This window comes from Bartonella koehlerae C-29, assembly GCF_000706625.1.
GTDB classification, from domain to species: domain Bacteria; phylum Pseudomonadota; class Alphaproteobacteria; order Rhizobiales; family Rhizobiaceae; genus Bartonella; species Bartonella koehlerae.
The window spans coordinates 426,752-444,734 of the sequence record NZ_KL407334.1 but is presented as its reverse complement, the minus strand read 5'-3'; the positions used below and the strand labels follow the sequence as shown (position 1 = coordinate 444,734).

Annotated in this window: 7 protein-coding genes and 1 tRNA gene; 5 read left to right on the top strand and 3 right to left on the bottom strand. The window is 39.3% G+C overall.

Features of this window, described 5'->3' with window-relative positions; genetic code table 11:
* Positions 1 to 13: 13 nt before the first annotated feature.
* The 3 genes from ilvD to O9A_RS01885 all read right to left on the bottom strand — a co-directional run bounded on the left by ilvD (position 14) and on the right by O9A_RS01885 (position 3,327).
* Positions 14 to 1,852 (bottom strand): dihydroxy-acid dehydratase, encoded by a 1,839-nt coding sequence (gene ilvD, locus O9A_RS01895; protein ID WP_034460160.1) that lies wholly within the window; start codon positions 1,850 to 1,852, stop codon positions 14 to 16.
* Between the two features lie 902 nt (positions 1,853 to 2,754).
* Positions 2,755 to 2,830: transfer RNA gene (locus O9A_RS01890), tRNA-Ala, on the bottom strand.
* A gap of 116 nt (positions 2,831 to 2,946) precedes the next feature.
* Positions 2,947 to 3,327, bottom strand: coding sequence for a TIGR02300 family protein (locus tag O9A_RS01885; protein ID WP_034458244.1), 381 nt, complete (start codon positions 3,325 to 3,327; stop codon positions 2,947 to 2,949).
* Between the two features lie 182 nt (positions 3,328 to 3,509).
* Here O9A_RS01885 and aroA point away from each other — a divergent pair, with 182 nt between their 5' ends.
* The 5 genes from aroA to pncB all read left to right on the top strand — a co-directional run bounded on the left by aroA (position 3,510) and on the right by pncB (position 17,514).
* The gene (gene aroA, locus O9A_RS01880; RefSeq protein WP_034458243.1) at positions 3,510 to 4,838 is read left to right on the top strand and encodes a 3-phosphoshikimate 1-carboxyvinyltransferase; all 1,329 of its coding nucleotides are present in this window, start codon (positions 3,510 to 3,512) and stop codon (positions 4,836 to 4,838) included.
* Complete coding sequence (gene cmk / locus O9A_RS01875) at positions 4,835 to 5,482, top strand: (d)CMP kinase (RefSeq protein ID WP_034458241.1); 648 nt, start codon at positions 4,835 to 4,837, stop codon at positions 5,480 to 5,482. The genes aroA and cmk overlap by 4 nt, the downstream gene beginning before the upstream one ends.
* Before the next feature lie 129 nt (positions 5,483 to 5,611).
* On the top strand, positions 5,612 to 7,312 hold the full coding sequence (gene rpsA, locus O9A_RS01870) for a 30S ribosomal protein S1 (RefSeq protein WP_034458240.1): 1,701 nt from the start codon (positions 5,612 to 5,614) through the stop codon (positions 7,310 to 7,312).
* A gap of 198 nt (positions 7,313 to 7,510) precedes the next feature.
* The gene (locus O9A_RS01865; protein ID WP_034458238.1) at positions 7,511 to 16,078 is read left to right on the top strand and encodes a glycoside hydrolase family 94 protein; all 8,568 of its coding nucleotides are present in this window, start codon (positions 7,511 to 7,513) and stop codon (positions 16,076 to 16,078) included.
* A gap of 131 nt (positions 16,079 to 16,209) precedes the next feature.
* On the top strand, positions 16,210 to 17,514 hold the full coding sequence (gene pncB, locus O9A_RS01860; protein ID WP_034458236.1) for a nicotinate phosphoribosyltransferase: 1,305 nt from the start codon (positions 16,210 to 16,212) through the stop codon (positions 17,512 to 17,514).
* The last annotated feature ends 469 nt before the right edge of the window (positions 17,515 to 17,983 follow it).

The following is a 17,983-nucleotide window of genomic DNA, read 5'->3' as shown; positions in this document are numbered from 1 at the left end:
TTCTTCACTTAAATCAAATATTACGCACAGCACCTTTTGCAGCAGAAGTTGTCATAGCTGCATATGCCTTAAGAGCCTTTGAAATTTTACGCTTACGTTTCTCAATCGGTTGCCAAGCTGCTTTTCCTTTTGCTTCCATTTTAGCACGACGATTCATTAGTTCACCATCCTCAACCAACATATGAATGGTACGATTAGGAATATCAATTTCTATGATATCCCCTTCTTCCACTAGAGCAATTGCTCCTCCTTCAGCAGCTTCTGGAGAAACATGTCCGATAGAAAGCCCCGAAGTTCCCCCCGAAAAACGGCCATCTGTTATAAGTGCACAAACCTTTCCTAATCCTTTGGATTTAAGATAGCTCGTAGGATAGAGCATTTCTTGCATTCCAGGTCCACCACGTGGACCTTCATAACGGATTAAAACGATATCCCCTGATTGAATTTTATCGGCTAAGATTGCCGAAACAGCTGAATCCTGGCTTTCAAAAATCCTTGCTGGACCTTTAAACGTTAAAATTGATTGGTCAACGCCTGCTGTTTTTACAATACAGCCATCTTTTGCAAGATTTCCATAAAGAACAGCCAACCCCCCATCTTGCGAATAAGCATGTTCCCTATCGCGGATAATACCTTTTTCACGATCAAGATCAAGGCTATCACAGCGACGAGATTGACTAAACGCTGTCTGGGTTGAAATACCCCCTGGAGCTGCACGATAAAATTCATGAATCTTTGGTTCATTGGTTCGTTTCACATCCCAGCGGCATAGAGCTTCTTTCATCGTTTTTGCATGAACCGTGTAAGCAGATGTATCAATGAGTCCAGCCGCATCTAATTCGCCTAAAAGTCCCATAATACCACCAGCACGGTGAACATCTTCCATATGCACATTCGCAACAGCAGGTGCAACCTTGCACAAAACAGGAACACAACGTGAAAGACGATCAATATCTGTCATGGTAAAATCCACTTTACTTTCTTGCGCTGCCGCTAAAAGATGAAGTACTGTATTGGTTGATCCTCCCATGGCAATATCTACAGTCATTGCATTTTCAAAAGCTTTGCATGAAGCAATAGAACGCGGCAAAACTGTCTCATCGCCTTTCTCATAATAACGCTTAACTAACACGACAATCTGTCGTCCAGCCTCTTCAAAAAGCATCTTACGATCTGCATGCGTTGCTAACATTGATCCATTTCCGGGAAGAGATAGCCCTAATGCCTCTGTCAAACAATTCATAGAATTAGCGGTAAACATTCCTGAACAAGAACCACATGTAGGACAAGCAGCACGCTCCATCTCAGCAATTTCTTCCTCTGAGTTATTTTCAGCAACCGCAGCAACCATGGCATCAACGAGGTCAACAGTCAGATCCTGATCTTTCCATTTAACCTTACCTGCCTCCATAGGACCACCTGAAACAAAGATTGTTGGAATATTCAAACGTAAAGACGCCATTAACATACCAGGCGTAATCTTGTCACAATTGGAAATACAGACAAGCGCATCCGCACAATGAGCATTGACCATATATTCAACAGAATCAGCAATAATTTCACGTGAAGGTAGAGAATAAAGCATCCCATCATGCCCCATAGCAATTCCATCATCTATAGCAATCGTGTTAAACTCCTTCGCAACACCGCCAGAAGCCACTATCTGTTGTGCCACCAATTGCCCAAGATCCTTTAAATGAACATGCCCTGGTACGAATTGTGTAAAAGAATTCGCAATCGCAATAATGGGTTTACCAAAATCAGACTCTTTCATTCCTGTTGCACGCCAAAGACTGCGGGCTCCTGCCATATTGCGCCCATGAGTCGATATTCTTGAACGGTAAGAAGGCATTATTTTTTTCCCCTCAAATAATTCCATTTTCCCTGTTGTGCTGTAATCTAATCTTAAAAACAAGATTCCATCACCGCGAGAAATAAAAAAGCCTTTTATTGAGACATTTAAATCACAAAATTAAATGCCACGCATAAGCCCCATTTGACAGCCATTTGTTCGTAATTTAATAAATTTTTCTTCAAACAAGTGGTCTCTAGATCATTCATAGAACCGATAAGAGCTCCCTACAGTTTTACAAAAGACTTTAGATTTAAGCAAAAATGTCAAAACAAGCGTTCACTTGAATGATAGAAATAATCATTATTTCTTATCGTATAAAAATAATCTTTATTGATTATAGTGCTTCTTCAGATGCTCCTTTTTTACATATCATATCATAAATTGATAAAGAGCGCGCTTTTTCTTTTCGTGTGCACTGCAAAAGAGCATCAATCTGCTTTTTTGCTTTTATAACGACAAAACTCTATGAATCTTGTACGCTCACAAACAATGTATTATAATAAATAGTCGTCATAAGCTAATATCATCATTCTCTTTGCGAGCTCCTCATGTGTGATTGCTCTTACATTGAGACGATTCATAAAAAACATTTTTATTTCTTTCTTAAACGCTTGCTATCCAGATGTCCGTTCATTTTGTGACGTGCAAGCGAATGTTTTTTCCTGATTCTGAATGCAAGAATTTGAAATGAAAGAATTTTACGGTACTAGGAAAGTTCATTCAACATGCAAAATAATGAGTTATCTTTATAAATCAAAATTCTGCTGTGACACAGTACATTATGAAATCATTGAAAAATAAAAAGAGAAATGACTCTTGTGGCAATTACTATGAATAATGAATAGCATTTCCCAAACAAAGCATAAAGCAGCTGATTTTTTAAGCAAATATGGACTTTTTGGTGGAGCTAAGCGGGATCGAACCGCTGACCTCTTGCATGCCATGCAAACGCTCTCCCAGCTGAGCTATAGCCCCACATAAAGACAGACCTGTCACCGATGGTAAACAATCTTGTGGAGTTTTCTAGAACGAGAAAAATCGAAGATCAAGAAGAATTTGCATTCCATGAAAAGAATGCTCTTTCACTTCTCTTAAGAATCGTCATCCTTCGAAACACCCCCTCCTAGAATATCGGTAACGTCATCGTCTTCGTCGTCTTCATCGTGAGATAAAAACGTATCATCGTCATCACCTAAATCCACATCACTGTCTTCCAAATCAGGAAGATCATCATCTTTAGGATCGTCACCATCCTCTTCCAAAAGCATAAAAGCAGATTTTTCAAGCGCTGTATCAAGCTCTTCAGTATCAACTTCTTCTTCACTATTTGCTTCAGCTGCCGCAACCTCAAAATAAGAACGAGGATAAGAAATTCCTGTATAAGGCGACACAATAGGGTCGCGATTAAGATCATAAAACTTCTTTCCCGTTTCTGGATCAATACGCTTAGTTCCAAGTTCTTGTTTTGCCATGAACTGTGCCTCTTTAAGTTAACTATATCTATTAAAAAATAAATTTTATGGTGCTTAATCGAAAAATAACGTCTTTGTCAAAGATAAATATATCGTTTCACATGGATTTCCTCATGACGCCTTTCAAAGCATGTGTTAAAGAGTGCTTCATTTAATAAAAAGAGGAATTAAATAGAACTTCTATGCAAAAAACAATATCCATAACCGCTTACAAATCTACTCGTCTTTCTGGTACAATTAAAATACCAGGAGATAAATCAATCTCTCATCGATCCCTTATATTGGGAGGATTAGCAAGTGGTGAAACACATATCCACGGACTTCTTGAAAGCGGTGATGTTCTCAATACAGCTTCTGCCATGAAAGCTCTGGGCGCCTGTATTATTAAGAAAGACGATCTCTGGATTATTCGCGGAACCGGAAATGGCTGCTTGTTAGCCGCACAAAAACCTTTAGATTTCGGCAATGCTGGAACAGGTGCACGCCTGGTTATGGGAATGGTTGGACCTTATCATATGAAAACGACCTTTATTGGTGACACTTCTCTTTCCAAACGCCCAATGGCACGTATTCTGGACCCGCTGCAATTAATGGGTGTGGAAATCGAAGCAACTCATGGCAACTATCTCCCTTTAACGCTTTATGGTCCGAAAATGGCTAACCCGATTCGCTATCGTATTCCCATGGCTTCTTCTCAAGTTAAATCAGCAATCCTACTTGCTGGCCTCAATACCGCTGGTACTACAACTGTTATTGAACCGATACTCTCACGAGATCATACGGAAAAAATGTTAAAAGCGTTTGGTGCTAAACTTGAAATAGAAAAAGATGCAAAAGGAGCGCGTTTTATTCATCTCAATGGTCAACCACACCTTACCGGACAAACGATTCATATTCCAGGCGATCCCTCTTCTGCAGCTTTTCCAATTATCGCAGCTCTTCTTATAGAAGATTCTGATATTACTATTGAAAACGTTCTTATCAATAACTCTCGCATGGGTCTTATCGAAACATTGTGGGAAATGGGAGCACAAATTGAACTTTTGAACCAACACCAAACAGGTGGAGAAGATGTTGCTGATTTGCGGGTTAAATCATCAGTACTAAAAGGCGTAACTGTGCCCAAAGAACGCGCTCCGTCAATGATTGATGAATATCCCGCTTTGGCAATAGCAGCAGCCTTTGCTGAAGGTAAAACAGTTATGCTAGGAATTGAAGAATTGCGCGTCAAAGAATCAGATCGATTGTCTGCTCTTGCTCAAGGACTCAAAATTAACCACGTAGACTGTGAAGAAGGTCAAAATTTTCTTATTGTTCATGGAAAAGGCTCCACCAAGGGATTAGGTGGTGGACATGTCACTACACATCTTGATCATCGAATTGCCATGTCCTTCCTTATCTTTGGGCTGGTCTCAGAAAAACCTGTCACCATCGATGACAAACGAATGATTGCTACCAGCTTTCCAAAATTTATCTCTTTTATACAAAAACTTGGGGGGAACATCTCTTGAAACCTTTTGTGATTGCAATTGATGGACCAGCAGCTTCAGGAAAAGGAACATTAGCACGGAAAATTGCTACGCATTATCATCTTCACTATCTGGATACTGGGCTTACTTATCGTGGTGTTGCTCATGCACTTTTGCAACAAAAATTGGCTTTCGATGATGAGAAAAGTGCACTTATCCACGCTAGAGAACTTGATTTTAATACTTTAAATCCAGCTCTTCTTTCTTCTCATGAACTTGGTGAAGCTGCTTCAAAAATAGCAATCATACCAACTATACGCGAAATTCTTGTTACAAAACAACGTAACTTTGCTAAAATTTTACCAGGCAGCGTGCTTGATGGTCGAGATATTGGTACCATCGTTTGCCCTGATGCGGATGTTAAGTTTTATGTTTTAGCCAGTGTTCAAACACGTGCAAAACGTCGTTATCAAGAAGTTTTGAAAAAAAGAGGGCAAGCAAACTATCACGAAATCCTCGCCAATCTTGAACAACGTGACAGTCGCGATATAACCCGCAAACAAAGCCCGCTAAAACAAGCGGAAGACGCCTACTTGCTTGATACGTCAGAATTGAGTATAGAAGCAACGTTTACAGTTGCATGCGCTCTTATTGATCCGATCATAAAAGCGCGTATAATTGGGTAAAGTCGTCAGGGTGATTTCCGGCCAAGCGCTAATTTTCTTCCTGTAAAGAAAAAGGCAAGAAGTTACTTTGGATCAACACTAACCTAGCGCTTATACCTTTTAAAATTAAGGTATGTATCAGGAGTTCTTATGTCACACTACAATCCTACAACAGCGGATTTCGAAGCACTTTTAATGCAATCTTTCCAAACCAATGATCTTAATGAAGGATCCGTTGTTAAAGGTCGCGTCATTGCAATCGAAAAAGACATGGCTATTATTGATGCTGGACTTAAAGTCGAAGGACGTATTCCACTCAAAGAATTTGGAGCTAAAGGAAAAGATGATTCCTTGCAAATTGGCGATGAAGTGGAAGTTTATATTGAACGCATTGAAAATGCAATGGGAGAAGCTGTTCTATCCCGTGAAAAAGCACGTCGCGAAGAAAGCTGGATCCGTTTAGAAGAAAAATTCAATGCCGGTGCACGCGTCGATGGCATTATCTTTAGCCAAGTAAAAGGAGGCTTTACAGTCGACCTCGATGGTGCAATCGCTTTCTTACCTCGCAGTCAAGTTGATATTCGTCCCATTCGTGATGTTTCACCTCTCATGCATAATTCACAATCCTTTGAAATTTTGAAAATGGATCGTCGTCGCGGCAATATTGTTGTCTCACGTCGTACTGTCTTAGAGGAAAGCAGAGCTGAACAGCGTTCAGAAATCGTACAAAATCTTGAAGAAAATCAAATCGTTGAAGGTGTGGTTAAAAATATCACTGATTATGGTGCCTTTGTAGATCTTGGTGGAATCGATGGACTCTTACACGTCACAGATATGGCTTGGCGGCGTGTGAACCATCCATCTGAAATCCTCACTATTGGTCAAACAATTAAAGTCCAAATTATTCGTATCAATCAAGATACACACCGTATCTCTCTTGGCATGAAACAGCTTGAAAGTGATCCTTGGGAAAGTATCAGTGCTCGGTATCCAGTTGGTAAAAAAATTACTGGTGCTGTTACCAACATTACGGATTACGGTGGTTTTGTTGAAATCGAACCAGGAATTGAAGGGTTAATCCACATTTCCGAAATGAGTTGGACAAAGAAAAATGTCCACCCCGGAAAAATTTTGTCTACATCACAAGAAGTGGAAGTGGTTGTTCTGGAAATTGATCCTTCTAAACGGCGTATTTCTTTAGGTTTAAAGCAAACATTTGAAAATCCATGGGTCGCTTTTGCTAATAAATTTCCTGTAAATTCACAAATCGAAGGGGAAGTTAAAAACAAAACTGAATTTGGTCTCTTTATTGGTCTTGAAGGCGATGTTGACGGTATGGTTCACCTCTCTGATCTTGATTGGAACCGTCCTGGGGAGCAAGTTATTGATACTTACAATAAAGGTGACATCGTTAAAGCTATAGTCCTTGATGTTGACATTGAAAAAGAGCGTATCTCTCTTGGAATCAAGCAACTTTCCAGCGATAAAGTTGGAGAAGCAGCAGCCTCTGGCGAACTTCGTAAAGGTGCTGTTGTAACATGTGAAGTAACTGCAGTAAATGACAATGGCATTGATATAAAATTGACTGATCATAATCTTGAAACAACTATTCGCCGTGCTGATTTAGCACGTGATCGTGATGAGCAACGCCCAGAACGTTTCTCGATTGGACAAAGGGTTGATGCACGCATTACCGCATTTGATAAAAAAACACGTAAACTTTCAGTGTCTATCAAAGCTTTAGAAATTGCCGAAGAAAAAGAAGCTGTTGCGCAATATGGTTCTACAGATTCAGGTGCTTCTCTTGGCGAGATTCTTGGTGCAGCTTTGAAAAAACAAGAACAAGATTAATATGATTGAATAAATTACATTAAGGCCGCTCTTTTCTCTAGCGGCCTTTTTTATTTTTCAATGCAAACGCCTGATTGTATTTCCAATTTTCTGGTTAAAAAAATTATAAATATTTCTTAATACAAATCTTACTTATTGGAATAGAAATGCCAACATCCTCTTGAATAAAACAGCATAATTAAATCGCAATAAAATATTATGGCGCCTATACTCTCTTTCATGAAGTACTTTTTTTCTCAAAAAACGACACGCTGCTGTCTTACTGAAACCAATTCTCCTATTCGCTCAACTTACAAATCGCAGGACGAACTCTATACATTAGGCTATGCTATAGCGTCTGGCGAAACACTTCTCATCCCTGAATATGAAGAAAGTAAGCATTTTCACAAACGCTTGAATGAAAATGCCAAACTTATTCTCCATGCCTTTCATAGCAGCGATATTGCTGCCCGAAATGATGAAACTCTTGCACCATCTGCTCAATGGCTTATCGATAATCATTATACCATTGATAAAACCATACAACAATTACGACGCAACTTACCTAAATCCCTCATAAAACAACTTCCTCTTTATAAACAAAAGACAGAAATTCCCCGTATCTTTGCTTTAGTTTGGCTTTATATTGCGCATACAGATAGTGGATTTTCACAAGAAACACTGACAGCTATCATCAATGGGTTTCAAAAATTTTGTGCTCTCAAAATTGGTGAATTATGGACTCTTCCTTCTGTCATACAAATGCTTTTAATTGAAAATGTTCGTCGTCTTTCATCGCGTATTGAACAAGCGCGGCATATACGCCATCTTGCTCATCAAGTTGCTGATAAAATTTCTCTTACAGAAAATGAACCAAAATTACACGCTCTTTTGACTTTCTATGAAACACTCACTGCTGATTCAACTTTTTCAGCTCATTTATTCTATCGGCTACGGAGTACATCTGTCGATGCAACAACAGCATTAACTTGGCTTGAAAAACAATTACATAGCCGAGGCAGTAGCCTAGAAATTGTAACTGCCAATGAACATGCCCACCAAACAGCAGATGGTGTCACTATGGGCAATATTATCCGTGCCCTTAAAACCATTGATGATGTTGATTGGACAGCATGGTTTGAATCTGTCAGTATTGTAGACTCCATTTTGCGTAAAAATAGTGATTTTTCCGAGATTGATTCTCACTCACGTAATATCTATCGACAAGCCATCGAAAAAATTTCACGCTTTTCACCTCTTAGTGAGTCAGAAATTGCACGCAAAGCTGTAAAAATGGTGCATACCTCCTCTCAAGATACTTCTCATCATAATAATTCCTCTGTTGGATGGTATCTAATCGATGATGGGCGTTATGCCTTTGAAAAAGTTTGTGGCTATACTCCACCTCTGCGTATCAAATGGCAAAAATATTTCTTTTGTGCAAAGATAAGAATCATTGCAATTCCTGTCTCTCTTTTAACGCTTGCTCTTTTGTTTGCAATCTACGCTCTCTTACGAACGTCCGGCATAGCTCCATGGATGTCTCTTTTCTTTACCACATTTGCACTTTTTCCTGCTATGGATGCTGTTTTTTCCTTTTTTAACACTGTCGTTTCGTGGTTTATCCCTTCAAAGCAGCTCATTGGTTATGAATATAAAGAAGGTATTCCAGGACATGCACGTACAATAGTTGTCGTGCCCACTCTCATTACATCACGCGATTATATTGACGAGCAAGTGCACAATCTTGAAGTCCATTATCTTTCTAACCCCAAAGGTGCCATTCATTTCGCTCTCCTCACAGACTGGATAGATGCTCCCTATGAACAAACGCAAGACGATCTTGACTTGTTGCATTATGCACAAAAAAGTATCAACGAACTCAATCGTCGTTATCACCGTGATAATCCTTCCGTTTTTTTCCTTTTGCACCGCCGACGCCTTTATAACCCTAGCGAAAAATGCTGGATGGGATGGGAACGTAAGCGTGGCAAACTTCATGAACTCAATCTGTTATTAAGAGGTAATCAAAACACTAGCTTTTATCCTCCAAGTCCACATCTTCCCATGGATTGTCGTTTTGTGATGACCCTGGATTCAGATACACGCCTTACCCCTGAAAGTGTCACAAAACTTGTTGGAAAACTTCACCATCCACTTAATCAACCGATTTTCGACCCACAAAATGGGAAGATTGTAAAAGGCTATAGCATTTTGCAACCCCGTATTACACCGTCTCTTACAACAGGAAAAGAAACATCAATTCTGCAACGGGTATTTTCTACCAATCGTGGCATTGATCCTTATGTCTTTGCTGTTTCTGATACCTATCAAGATCTTTTGGGAGAAGGAACTTTTGTCGGAAAAGGCCTTTATAACATTGATGCCTTTGAAAAAGCACTCAATGGAAAAATTAAAGAAAATACCGTTCTCAGTCATGATCTGTTGGAAGGAGGATATGCCCGTACTGCTTTAGTAAGTGATGTAGAAGTAATTGAGGATTATCCAATAGCCTATAATATTGATATTACCCGTCATCATCGTTGGATTCGCGGTGATTGGCAACTCCTACCTTACCTCTTTTCCCGCCGTCAAATTAGCACCATTACACGTTGGAAAATGCAAGATAATCTGCGCCGTTCTCTCACACCACTTATGTGGTTGATCGCAGCAATTGCAGGATGGTCTTTTTTACCTTTAAAGAGTGCAATCATTTGGCAAATATTCTTGCTGTTTAGCCTCTTTATTTCACCAATTTTAGGTGTATTACAAACGCTTGTTCCCTCCCATATTAATTATTCTTTGCGTGGGCAACTCCAATCAATTATGAACAAAACTACCCTTACAGGTGCAAATATATTTCTTAAAACGACATTTCTTGCCCATTCAGCTTATTTTATGACTGATGCAATTATCCGCACGCTCTATCGCATGACGATTTCAAAAAAACACTTGCTTGAATGGAAAACTTCCGCCGCAACAAAATCAATCCCCAATAGTTTTGGCTTCTATGTCCTTACAATGTGTCCAGCAGCGTTTATTGGTATTCTTGCCCTAGCATTGCCTCTCTTTTCTAAGACTTTTGCAAGCTTTATTGCTTTTCCCTTTGGGCTGGCATGGTTTTTTTCGCCCTTGATTGCATGGCTTGTCAGTCAACCTTCAACGTTTCAAGATACTCTTAATATCTCTTCTGAAGATAAAAAAACACTACGATCCATTGCACGACGGACATGGCTTTATTATGCAACCTTTGTCAATGCACAAAGCAATTATTTGCCCCCTGACAATTTCCAAGAAGATCCAGAACCCCTTGTTGCACAACGTACATCTCCAACAAATATTGGAGTTTATCTTCTTTCTATTATTGCTGCGCATGATTTTGGCTGGATTGGTTTTAAAGAAACTATTACTCGCATTGAATGTACATTAAACACCCTTGCAAAAATGGAAAAATTCCGTGGACATCTTTATAATTGGTATGCAACGGATACACTTAAACCTCTCTTACCTATTTATGTATCAACTGTTGATTCAGGAAATCTCGCTGGTCATTTGGTGACACTTGCCTCAGCCTTAAGTGAATGGGCTGTAAAACCCAATGTTTTTTTTCAAAGTGATCTTATAGGCTTGTGTGATGTTCATGCTATTCTTGCCGAAACTTTCAAAGAAATTCCTGATAATAACCCCATTTTAAATCCCTTGCGTCACCAAATCGAAGAGCGCATCACCAATTTTAATCACTGTGTTAGTACTTCCTTAGAAAAACTAAACACCACTTCTCCTATTACGAACCTTTCACTTATCGCCCGTAATATTGTGCAGTTAATAGATGAACTTCATCAAAAAATTCAAACAACAGAATCCGCTCAAACACTCTTCTGGGCCAAATGCCTTGTAGAAACCTGTGAAGTGCATCATCACAATACCAGTAATGACTATGACTCCGAACAACTCTGTAAAAAATTAAACACTTTAGCTGTAAATGCTCGAAAAATAGCCTTTGATATGGAATTTGACTTCTTAGAGCATCCTGATCGGCATCTCTTTTCCATTGGATATAGTGTTCAAGAAAACAAACTCGATGAAAATTGTTATGATCTTCTCGCTTCAGAAGTGCGCCTCGCAAGCTTTTTTGCCATCGCAAAAGGAGACATAAAATGTAAACATTGGTTTCATCTTGGTCGACTCCTTACCCCAATTGGTTGGAAAGGAGCCCTCTTATCATGGTCTGGCTCCATGTTCGAATATCTCATGCCATCTCTCGTTATGCATGAACCTTTAGGATCTCTCCTTGATCAAACCAATCGATTGATTATTTATCACCAAATACAATACGCTCATAAACGAAAATTACCATGGGGTATTTCAGAAGCTGCATTTAACGCCCGCGATCACTTAATGAATTACCAATACGCCAGTTTTGGTGTTCCACACCTCGGACTCCAACGTGGACTCTCACGCAATGCTGTTATTGCCCCCTATGCTAGCCTTTTAGCAGCGCAGTACATACCTGCCCAAGCCATAACCAATTTAAAACGACTGCGTGACCTTGGAGCTTTAGGAAAATATGGTTATTATGACTCTGTCGACTTCACTCCTTCACGCATAAAAGCAGGAGAAAAATACGCCGTTGTACGTAATTATTATGCACATCATCATGGTATGTCCATTCTTGCTATTGACAATGTAATTTTCCAAGGACGAATGCGCGATCGTTTTCACCATGACCCAGTCATTGAAGCAATACAATTGTTATTACAGGAAAGAGCGCCGCACCAAATTCCCATTATTCATACCAAAACCAAAGTTATTAATCCCGTGCGTAATAACTTTCGAGAATTTGATGATGCTCCTTTCCGCATGATCACTAATCCACTGCTCAAACCACGTGCAACGTTGCTTCTATCTCATGGTTTTTACTCCATAATGTTAACCGCCAATGGTTCCGGTTATAGCCGTTGGCATAATTATGCAATTACGCGCTTTATTCCTGATCCTACAGAAGATCAACAAGGCACTTTATTCTTCCTCCGTAATACAGATAATGGACGTTGGTGGTCTGTTACTGGTGAACCAACACGTGTTGTTGAAGAAGAAGCAGTCAGCATTTTTACAGATGAAAAAGCTGAATATAGGAAAATGGTTGATGGCATTAAATCAATACTTGAATGTATTGTTACTTCTGAAGGATGCGGTGAAGGCAGACGTATTCAACTTATCAATACAACAAACAAAGATTGTCTTATTGAAGTGACCTCTTATGGTGAACTGGCACTTGCAACAACAGATGCTGACCAAGCTCATCCTGCTTTTTCACGTATGTTCATAGAAACAGAAATTACTGAACAAGGAAAAATTATCTTTGCTAAAAGGCGCAAACGTTCACTTAATGATCCCGAAATTCACGTTGCTCATTTTGTTACCGATACAATGGATAGCATCCAAGAAACAGAAGCTGAAACGGATCGCTCTCTGTTTATTGGTCGAGGACGATCTCTTCATCAACCCGCTGCATTTGATCGCAATGCTCGCTTTAGCAACAGTCAAGGTTGCGTTCTTGATCCAATAATCTCACTTCGATGCCGTATAAAAATTCCGGCACATGAAAAAGTAGAACTTATTTTTTGGACTTTTGCTGCCACTACAAAAGAAACACTGCATAATCATATCAAACATTATCGACAACCCAATATGTTCCAACAGGAACTTTCAATGGCATGGACACGCTCACAAGTCTCACTGTATCAGAGCGGTATCCAGCTTAGAGAAGCGATTACCTATCAAAAATATGCAACCCCCCTTATCTATCCCGACCGGACATGGCGTCTTCCTCCAAAAAACTTAGCAAAAAATCTTGGTAAACAATCTGATCTTTGGCCCATGTCCATTTCAGGAGACACGCCTATCTGTCTTCTCAGATTAAACAATATAGGAGACATAACTGTTCTACAAGAACTGCTTAAAGCACACGAATATTGGCGTACGCGTGGACTTCTCGTTGATCTGGTCATTCTCAACGAGCAGTCCTTTTCCTATATACAAGATACACAACGCGCTATTGAATGGGTGTGCGAATCTTACCGGCATCACATTCACGAAATTAATGAACATCAATATATTTTCACACTTCAACGTGATCAAATAAGTGAACAAAGTTTTAAGACACTTCTTGCTTCAGCCCGCATTATCCTTCATGCTCAAAATGGATCTTTATCTGAACAGCTCAAACGACTCAATGAGCATGATTTTGATCTCGTAACACGGAATAATCATCAGGGATCTCATGATAAATTAAACAACAAAAGAAGACAAATACCAACACCAAACGAACAAAGTCTCTTTGCTTCCATCGGTTTTATCGGTCAAAAAAAACCATCCACTCTTCCCATTAATGGAGAAGATTTACAGTATTGGAATGGCTATGGCGGTTTTAACCACCATAACAATTATGTGATACGTCTTCATGGACAGACCACCACACCACATCCATGGATTAATGTCATTTCAAACAAAAGCTTTGGCTTCCATGTCTCCGCTGAAGGTGCGCTCTTTACTTGGGCTAATAACAGCCGCGATTATCAATTAACCCCTTGGACGAATGATCCGGTTTCTAACCGCCCAGGAGAAGCACTTTATATCGTTGACCGCCTGTCTTTAAAAAGTTTTTCACCAATTTCTGCTGTAGAATGCGACGAAAGTGTTGTCTATGAGTCTTGCCATGGTTTTGGATTCTCAACCTTTAAATCCAAACACTCAGAAATTACCTTAAAACTTACCCATACACTCGATCAAAAAAAACCTGTTCGCCTTTCACGTCTCATCCTCAAAAATGAAGGGGGAAAATCACGAAAATTACGTCTTTATAATTATGTTGAATGGGTCTTAGGCAATATCCGTACAAAATATGCACCTTTTCTTCTTCCCTCTTATGATTCCAAACGTGGTGCACATTTTATTCAAAATCCTTATCACCTTGAAAAATCTCAACAAGTAGCATTTTTATCAGCATCCGAAATGCCCACCAGTACCACCACTGATCGTAACGAATTTATCGGTTTAACAGGAACAGTTATACATCCACATGCAGTCCGTAAAGCTGCTGCACTTTCCAATAGGATTGAAGCAGGATGTGATCCTTGTTCAGCACTCGCCTATGATATTGATCTGTTACCAGGACAAACAAAAGAAATAATCTTCTATCTTGGCTGTGCTGAAAATAGGCAAGAAGCTGAAAAATTACTAGATCAAGTCCGTACAAATGATTTTGAAACGCTGCTCACAAAACAAAAACAACAATGGAGTGATTTCGTTTCTCCTTTCCAAGTAAAAACACCTGATCCTTCTTTTGATATTATGGTCAATCATTGGCTCCCTTATCAAATCTACGCATGCCGTATGATGGCACGTACAGCTTTTTATCAAGCCAGTGGTGCATTTGGCTTCCGTGATCAGTTACAAGACAGTCTATCCTTATTATTATTGCAACCACACCTGACGCGTGAACATTTGTTAAATGCCGCATCCCATCAATTTCCTGAAGGAGATGTACAGCACTGGTGGTTGCCTGATACCAATGCTGGTGTTCGTACACATATTTCTGATGACATTGTATGGCTTGCATATGCAACAGCTCTTTATGTCAACACTACCGGCGACTACGAATTCCTTGATACTCCAATTGCTTTTATTGAAGGAGCTGCTCTCTCTGTAGAACAATACGATGCTTATTTTAGGCCCATACAATCCTCAAAAGTCGCAACAATTTATGAACATTGTGCTTTGGCTTTAGATCTTGCTATCAAGCGCTGTGGAAAACATGGACTCCCCCTTATTTTAGGAGGTGATTGGAATGACGGCATGAATTTGGTAGGCATTGAAAGAAAAGGTGAAAGCACTTGGTTAGGATGGTTTCTTGGCACCACACTAAAGGCATTTATCCCTCTTGCTAAAAAATATCGTGATAACATCCGTCTTAAAACATGGAATGCACATCTTAAGCGTTTGAAAAAATCCTTAGAAAAAAATGGTTGGGATGGTGCTTGGTATCGGCGTGGTTATTTTGATGATGGAACTCCTCTTGGCTCTAAAATAAATGATGAATGCAAAATTGATACTATTGCTCAATCTTGGGCTGTTATTTCTCAAATGGCTTCGCCTGAACGCCAAAAACAAGCAATGGCATCAATGCTTGAACATCTGTATGATAAAAAAAGCAGTCTTCTACGTCTTTTCTGGCCACCTTTTGATAAAACTACTCTCGAACCTGGTTATATAAAAGGGTATCCTCCAGGTATTCGAGAAAATGGAGGGCAATATACGCATGGTGCTATTTGGAGTATTTTAGCACTTGCTGAAATGGGTGAAAATGATAAAGCTTATGCTTTATTTTCTATGATCAATCCCATTACCCATGGGAAAAATCCTGAAATTTATCGTGTTGAACCTTATGTTATGGCTGCAGACATCTACACTATTGAACCACGCCGTGGACAAGGCGGTTGGACGTGGTATACAGGCTCCGCTGGCTGGTTCTACCGCGCCGCAATACACGCTATTCTGGGGATTAATCGTCAAGCTGATCAATTATTTTTACATCCACATTTGTCTTCCTCATGGCCCGAATATGAAGCAAAAATGAAATTTCATAACGCTATTTATACCATTATAGTTAAATGGGGGTGCTCAAACATGCTTCATATTGATGGGAGAAAATATTCAGATATCTATAGAGGGATAAAATTAAAAAAAACAGGTAAACATAAAATTATATGCACTCTGAAATCTTAAAAACATAAAAGATAACAGGCTTTTTTACTCTTGCTCAAAACCTTAAAGTTGTTATAGTCTTTGCAGTCCCTATATTGTATGGTGTTGGTGAATAATATTTTAGATTCTACAAAACTGAAAGAAAAAGGGTTATGAATCATCCAGACATTGCGAGGCGTGTTTACAATCATACCTGGAAACTTGACCCCATTATTCGTTCACTGCTCGATACCGATTTTTATAAGCTTCTTATGGTACAAATGATTTGGGGGCTTTATCCCAATGTAAACGTTACTTTCTCTCTCATCAACCGCAGCAAAACAATACGTCTTGCTGATGATATTGATGAAATGGAATTGCGTGCACAACTTGATCATGCTCTTAGTTTACGCTTTACAAAAAAAGAAATGATTTGGCTTGCTGGTAATACATTTTATGGACGTAAACAAATTTTCGAACCAGATTTTCTTCAATGGCTTGAGAATTTTCAACTTCCAGAATATGAACTCACACGTAAAGATGGCCAATATATCCTTCATTTCCATGGTCCGTGGACTCATAGCTCCATGTGGGAGATCCCTGCTCTTGCTATTATCAGTGAATTACGTTCACGTGCTGCTATGAAAAACCTAGATTGTTTCACTCTTGATGTACTTTACGCGCGTGCTAAAGCAAAAATGTGGAGTAAAGTCGAAAGACTCAAAAAACTATCTAATATTAAAATATCTGACTTTGGTACAAGACGTCGTCATTCTTTTTTATGGCAACGTTGGTGCGTTGAAGCATTAAAAGAAGGAATTGGCGATTCTTTTACCGGAACATCCAATGTCCTTCTCGCCATGGATACAGATTTAGAAGCCCTTGGTACAAATGCACATGAATTGCCTATGGTCATCGCCGCTCTCACAAATAATGATAATGAGTTGCGCAAAGCACCTTATAAAGTCTTGCAGGATTGGAATCGTTATTATGGCGGAAATCTTCTTATTGTTTTGCCAGATACCTTTGGTACAGAGGCATTTTTACGCAATGCACCAGATTGGGTGGCTGATTGGACAGGTTTCAGACCTGACAGTGCTCTCCCTCTTGAGGGTGGCAAACGTATTATTCAATGGTGGAAAGAAAAAGGAAAAGACCCACGAGAAAAATTATTGATTTTCTCCGATGCACTGGATATAGATACAATTGAAAAGACCTATCATCACTTTCATGGTAAAGTGCGCATGAGTTTTGGATGGGGAACAGATCTTACTAATGATTTTGCAGGCTGCTCTCCCCAAGAAATTGCAAATTTTGATGCTCTTTCCCTTGTTTGTAAAGTTACCCATGCCAACGGTCGGCCAGCTGTAAAACTTTCAGATAATCCTGAAAAAACCATTGGTAATCCACGAGAAATACAACGTTATCTTAACTTTTTTGGTAATGGAAACCGTGTTGTTAGACCTATAAAAACGTAACAATGTTTTTATATTTTCTTTATGTGTATTTTTAAGATAAGCGTACCATTATGCAATGTGCTGCTCATCTGCAAATTTTCTGTAACCATTCTCTCCCAATCCTGTCTTCCAAAATTATCCATCAATGGTATAATGCAAGCCATGGAACATCACCATCTTCATTTCTACACGCTAACAAACCGGCACTATTATTAATGTCAACTCCCAATGTTGCGCTGCTTTTACATTGAAATGATTTATGAAAAGCATATTTATTCCTTTTCTAAACCGACTATCCCGCCTGTGAAATGCAAATGAACAGTTTTCTGATTCATCATCAAAGAATTTGGAATGAAAAAGCCTTACTGTATTTAAGAGGCTCTCACACAAATTGTAAAATAATGAACTGTTTTTAATCAATCAGTCGCTTACTTGAAAAGGATGATCATAACTGCATTACAACTTAAAGAACTCTTTTAAACAAGAGATA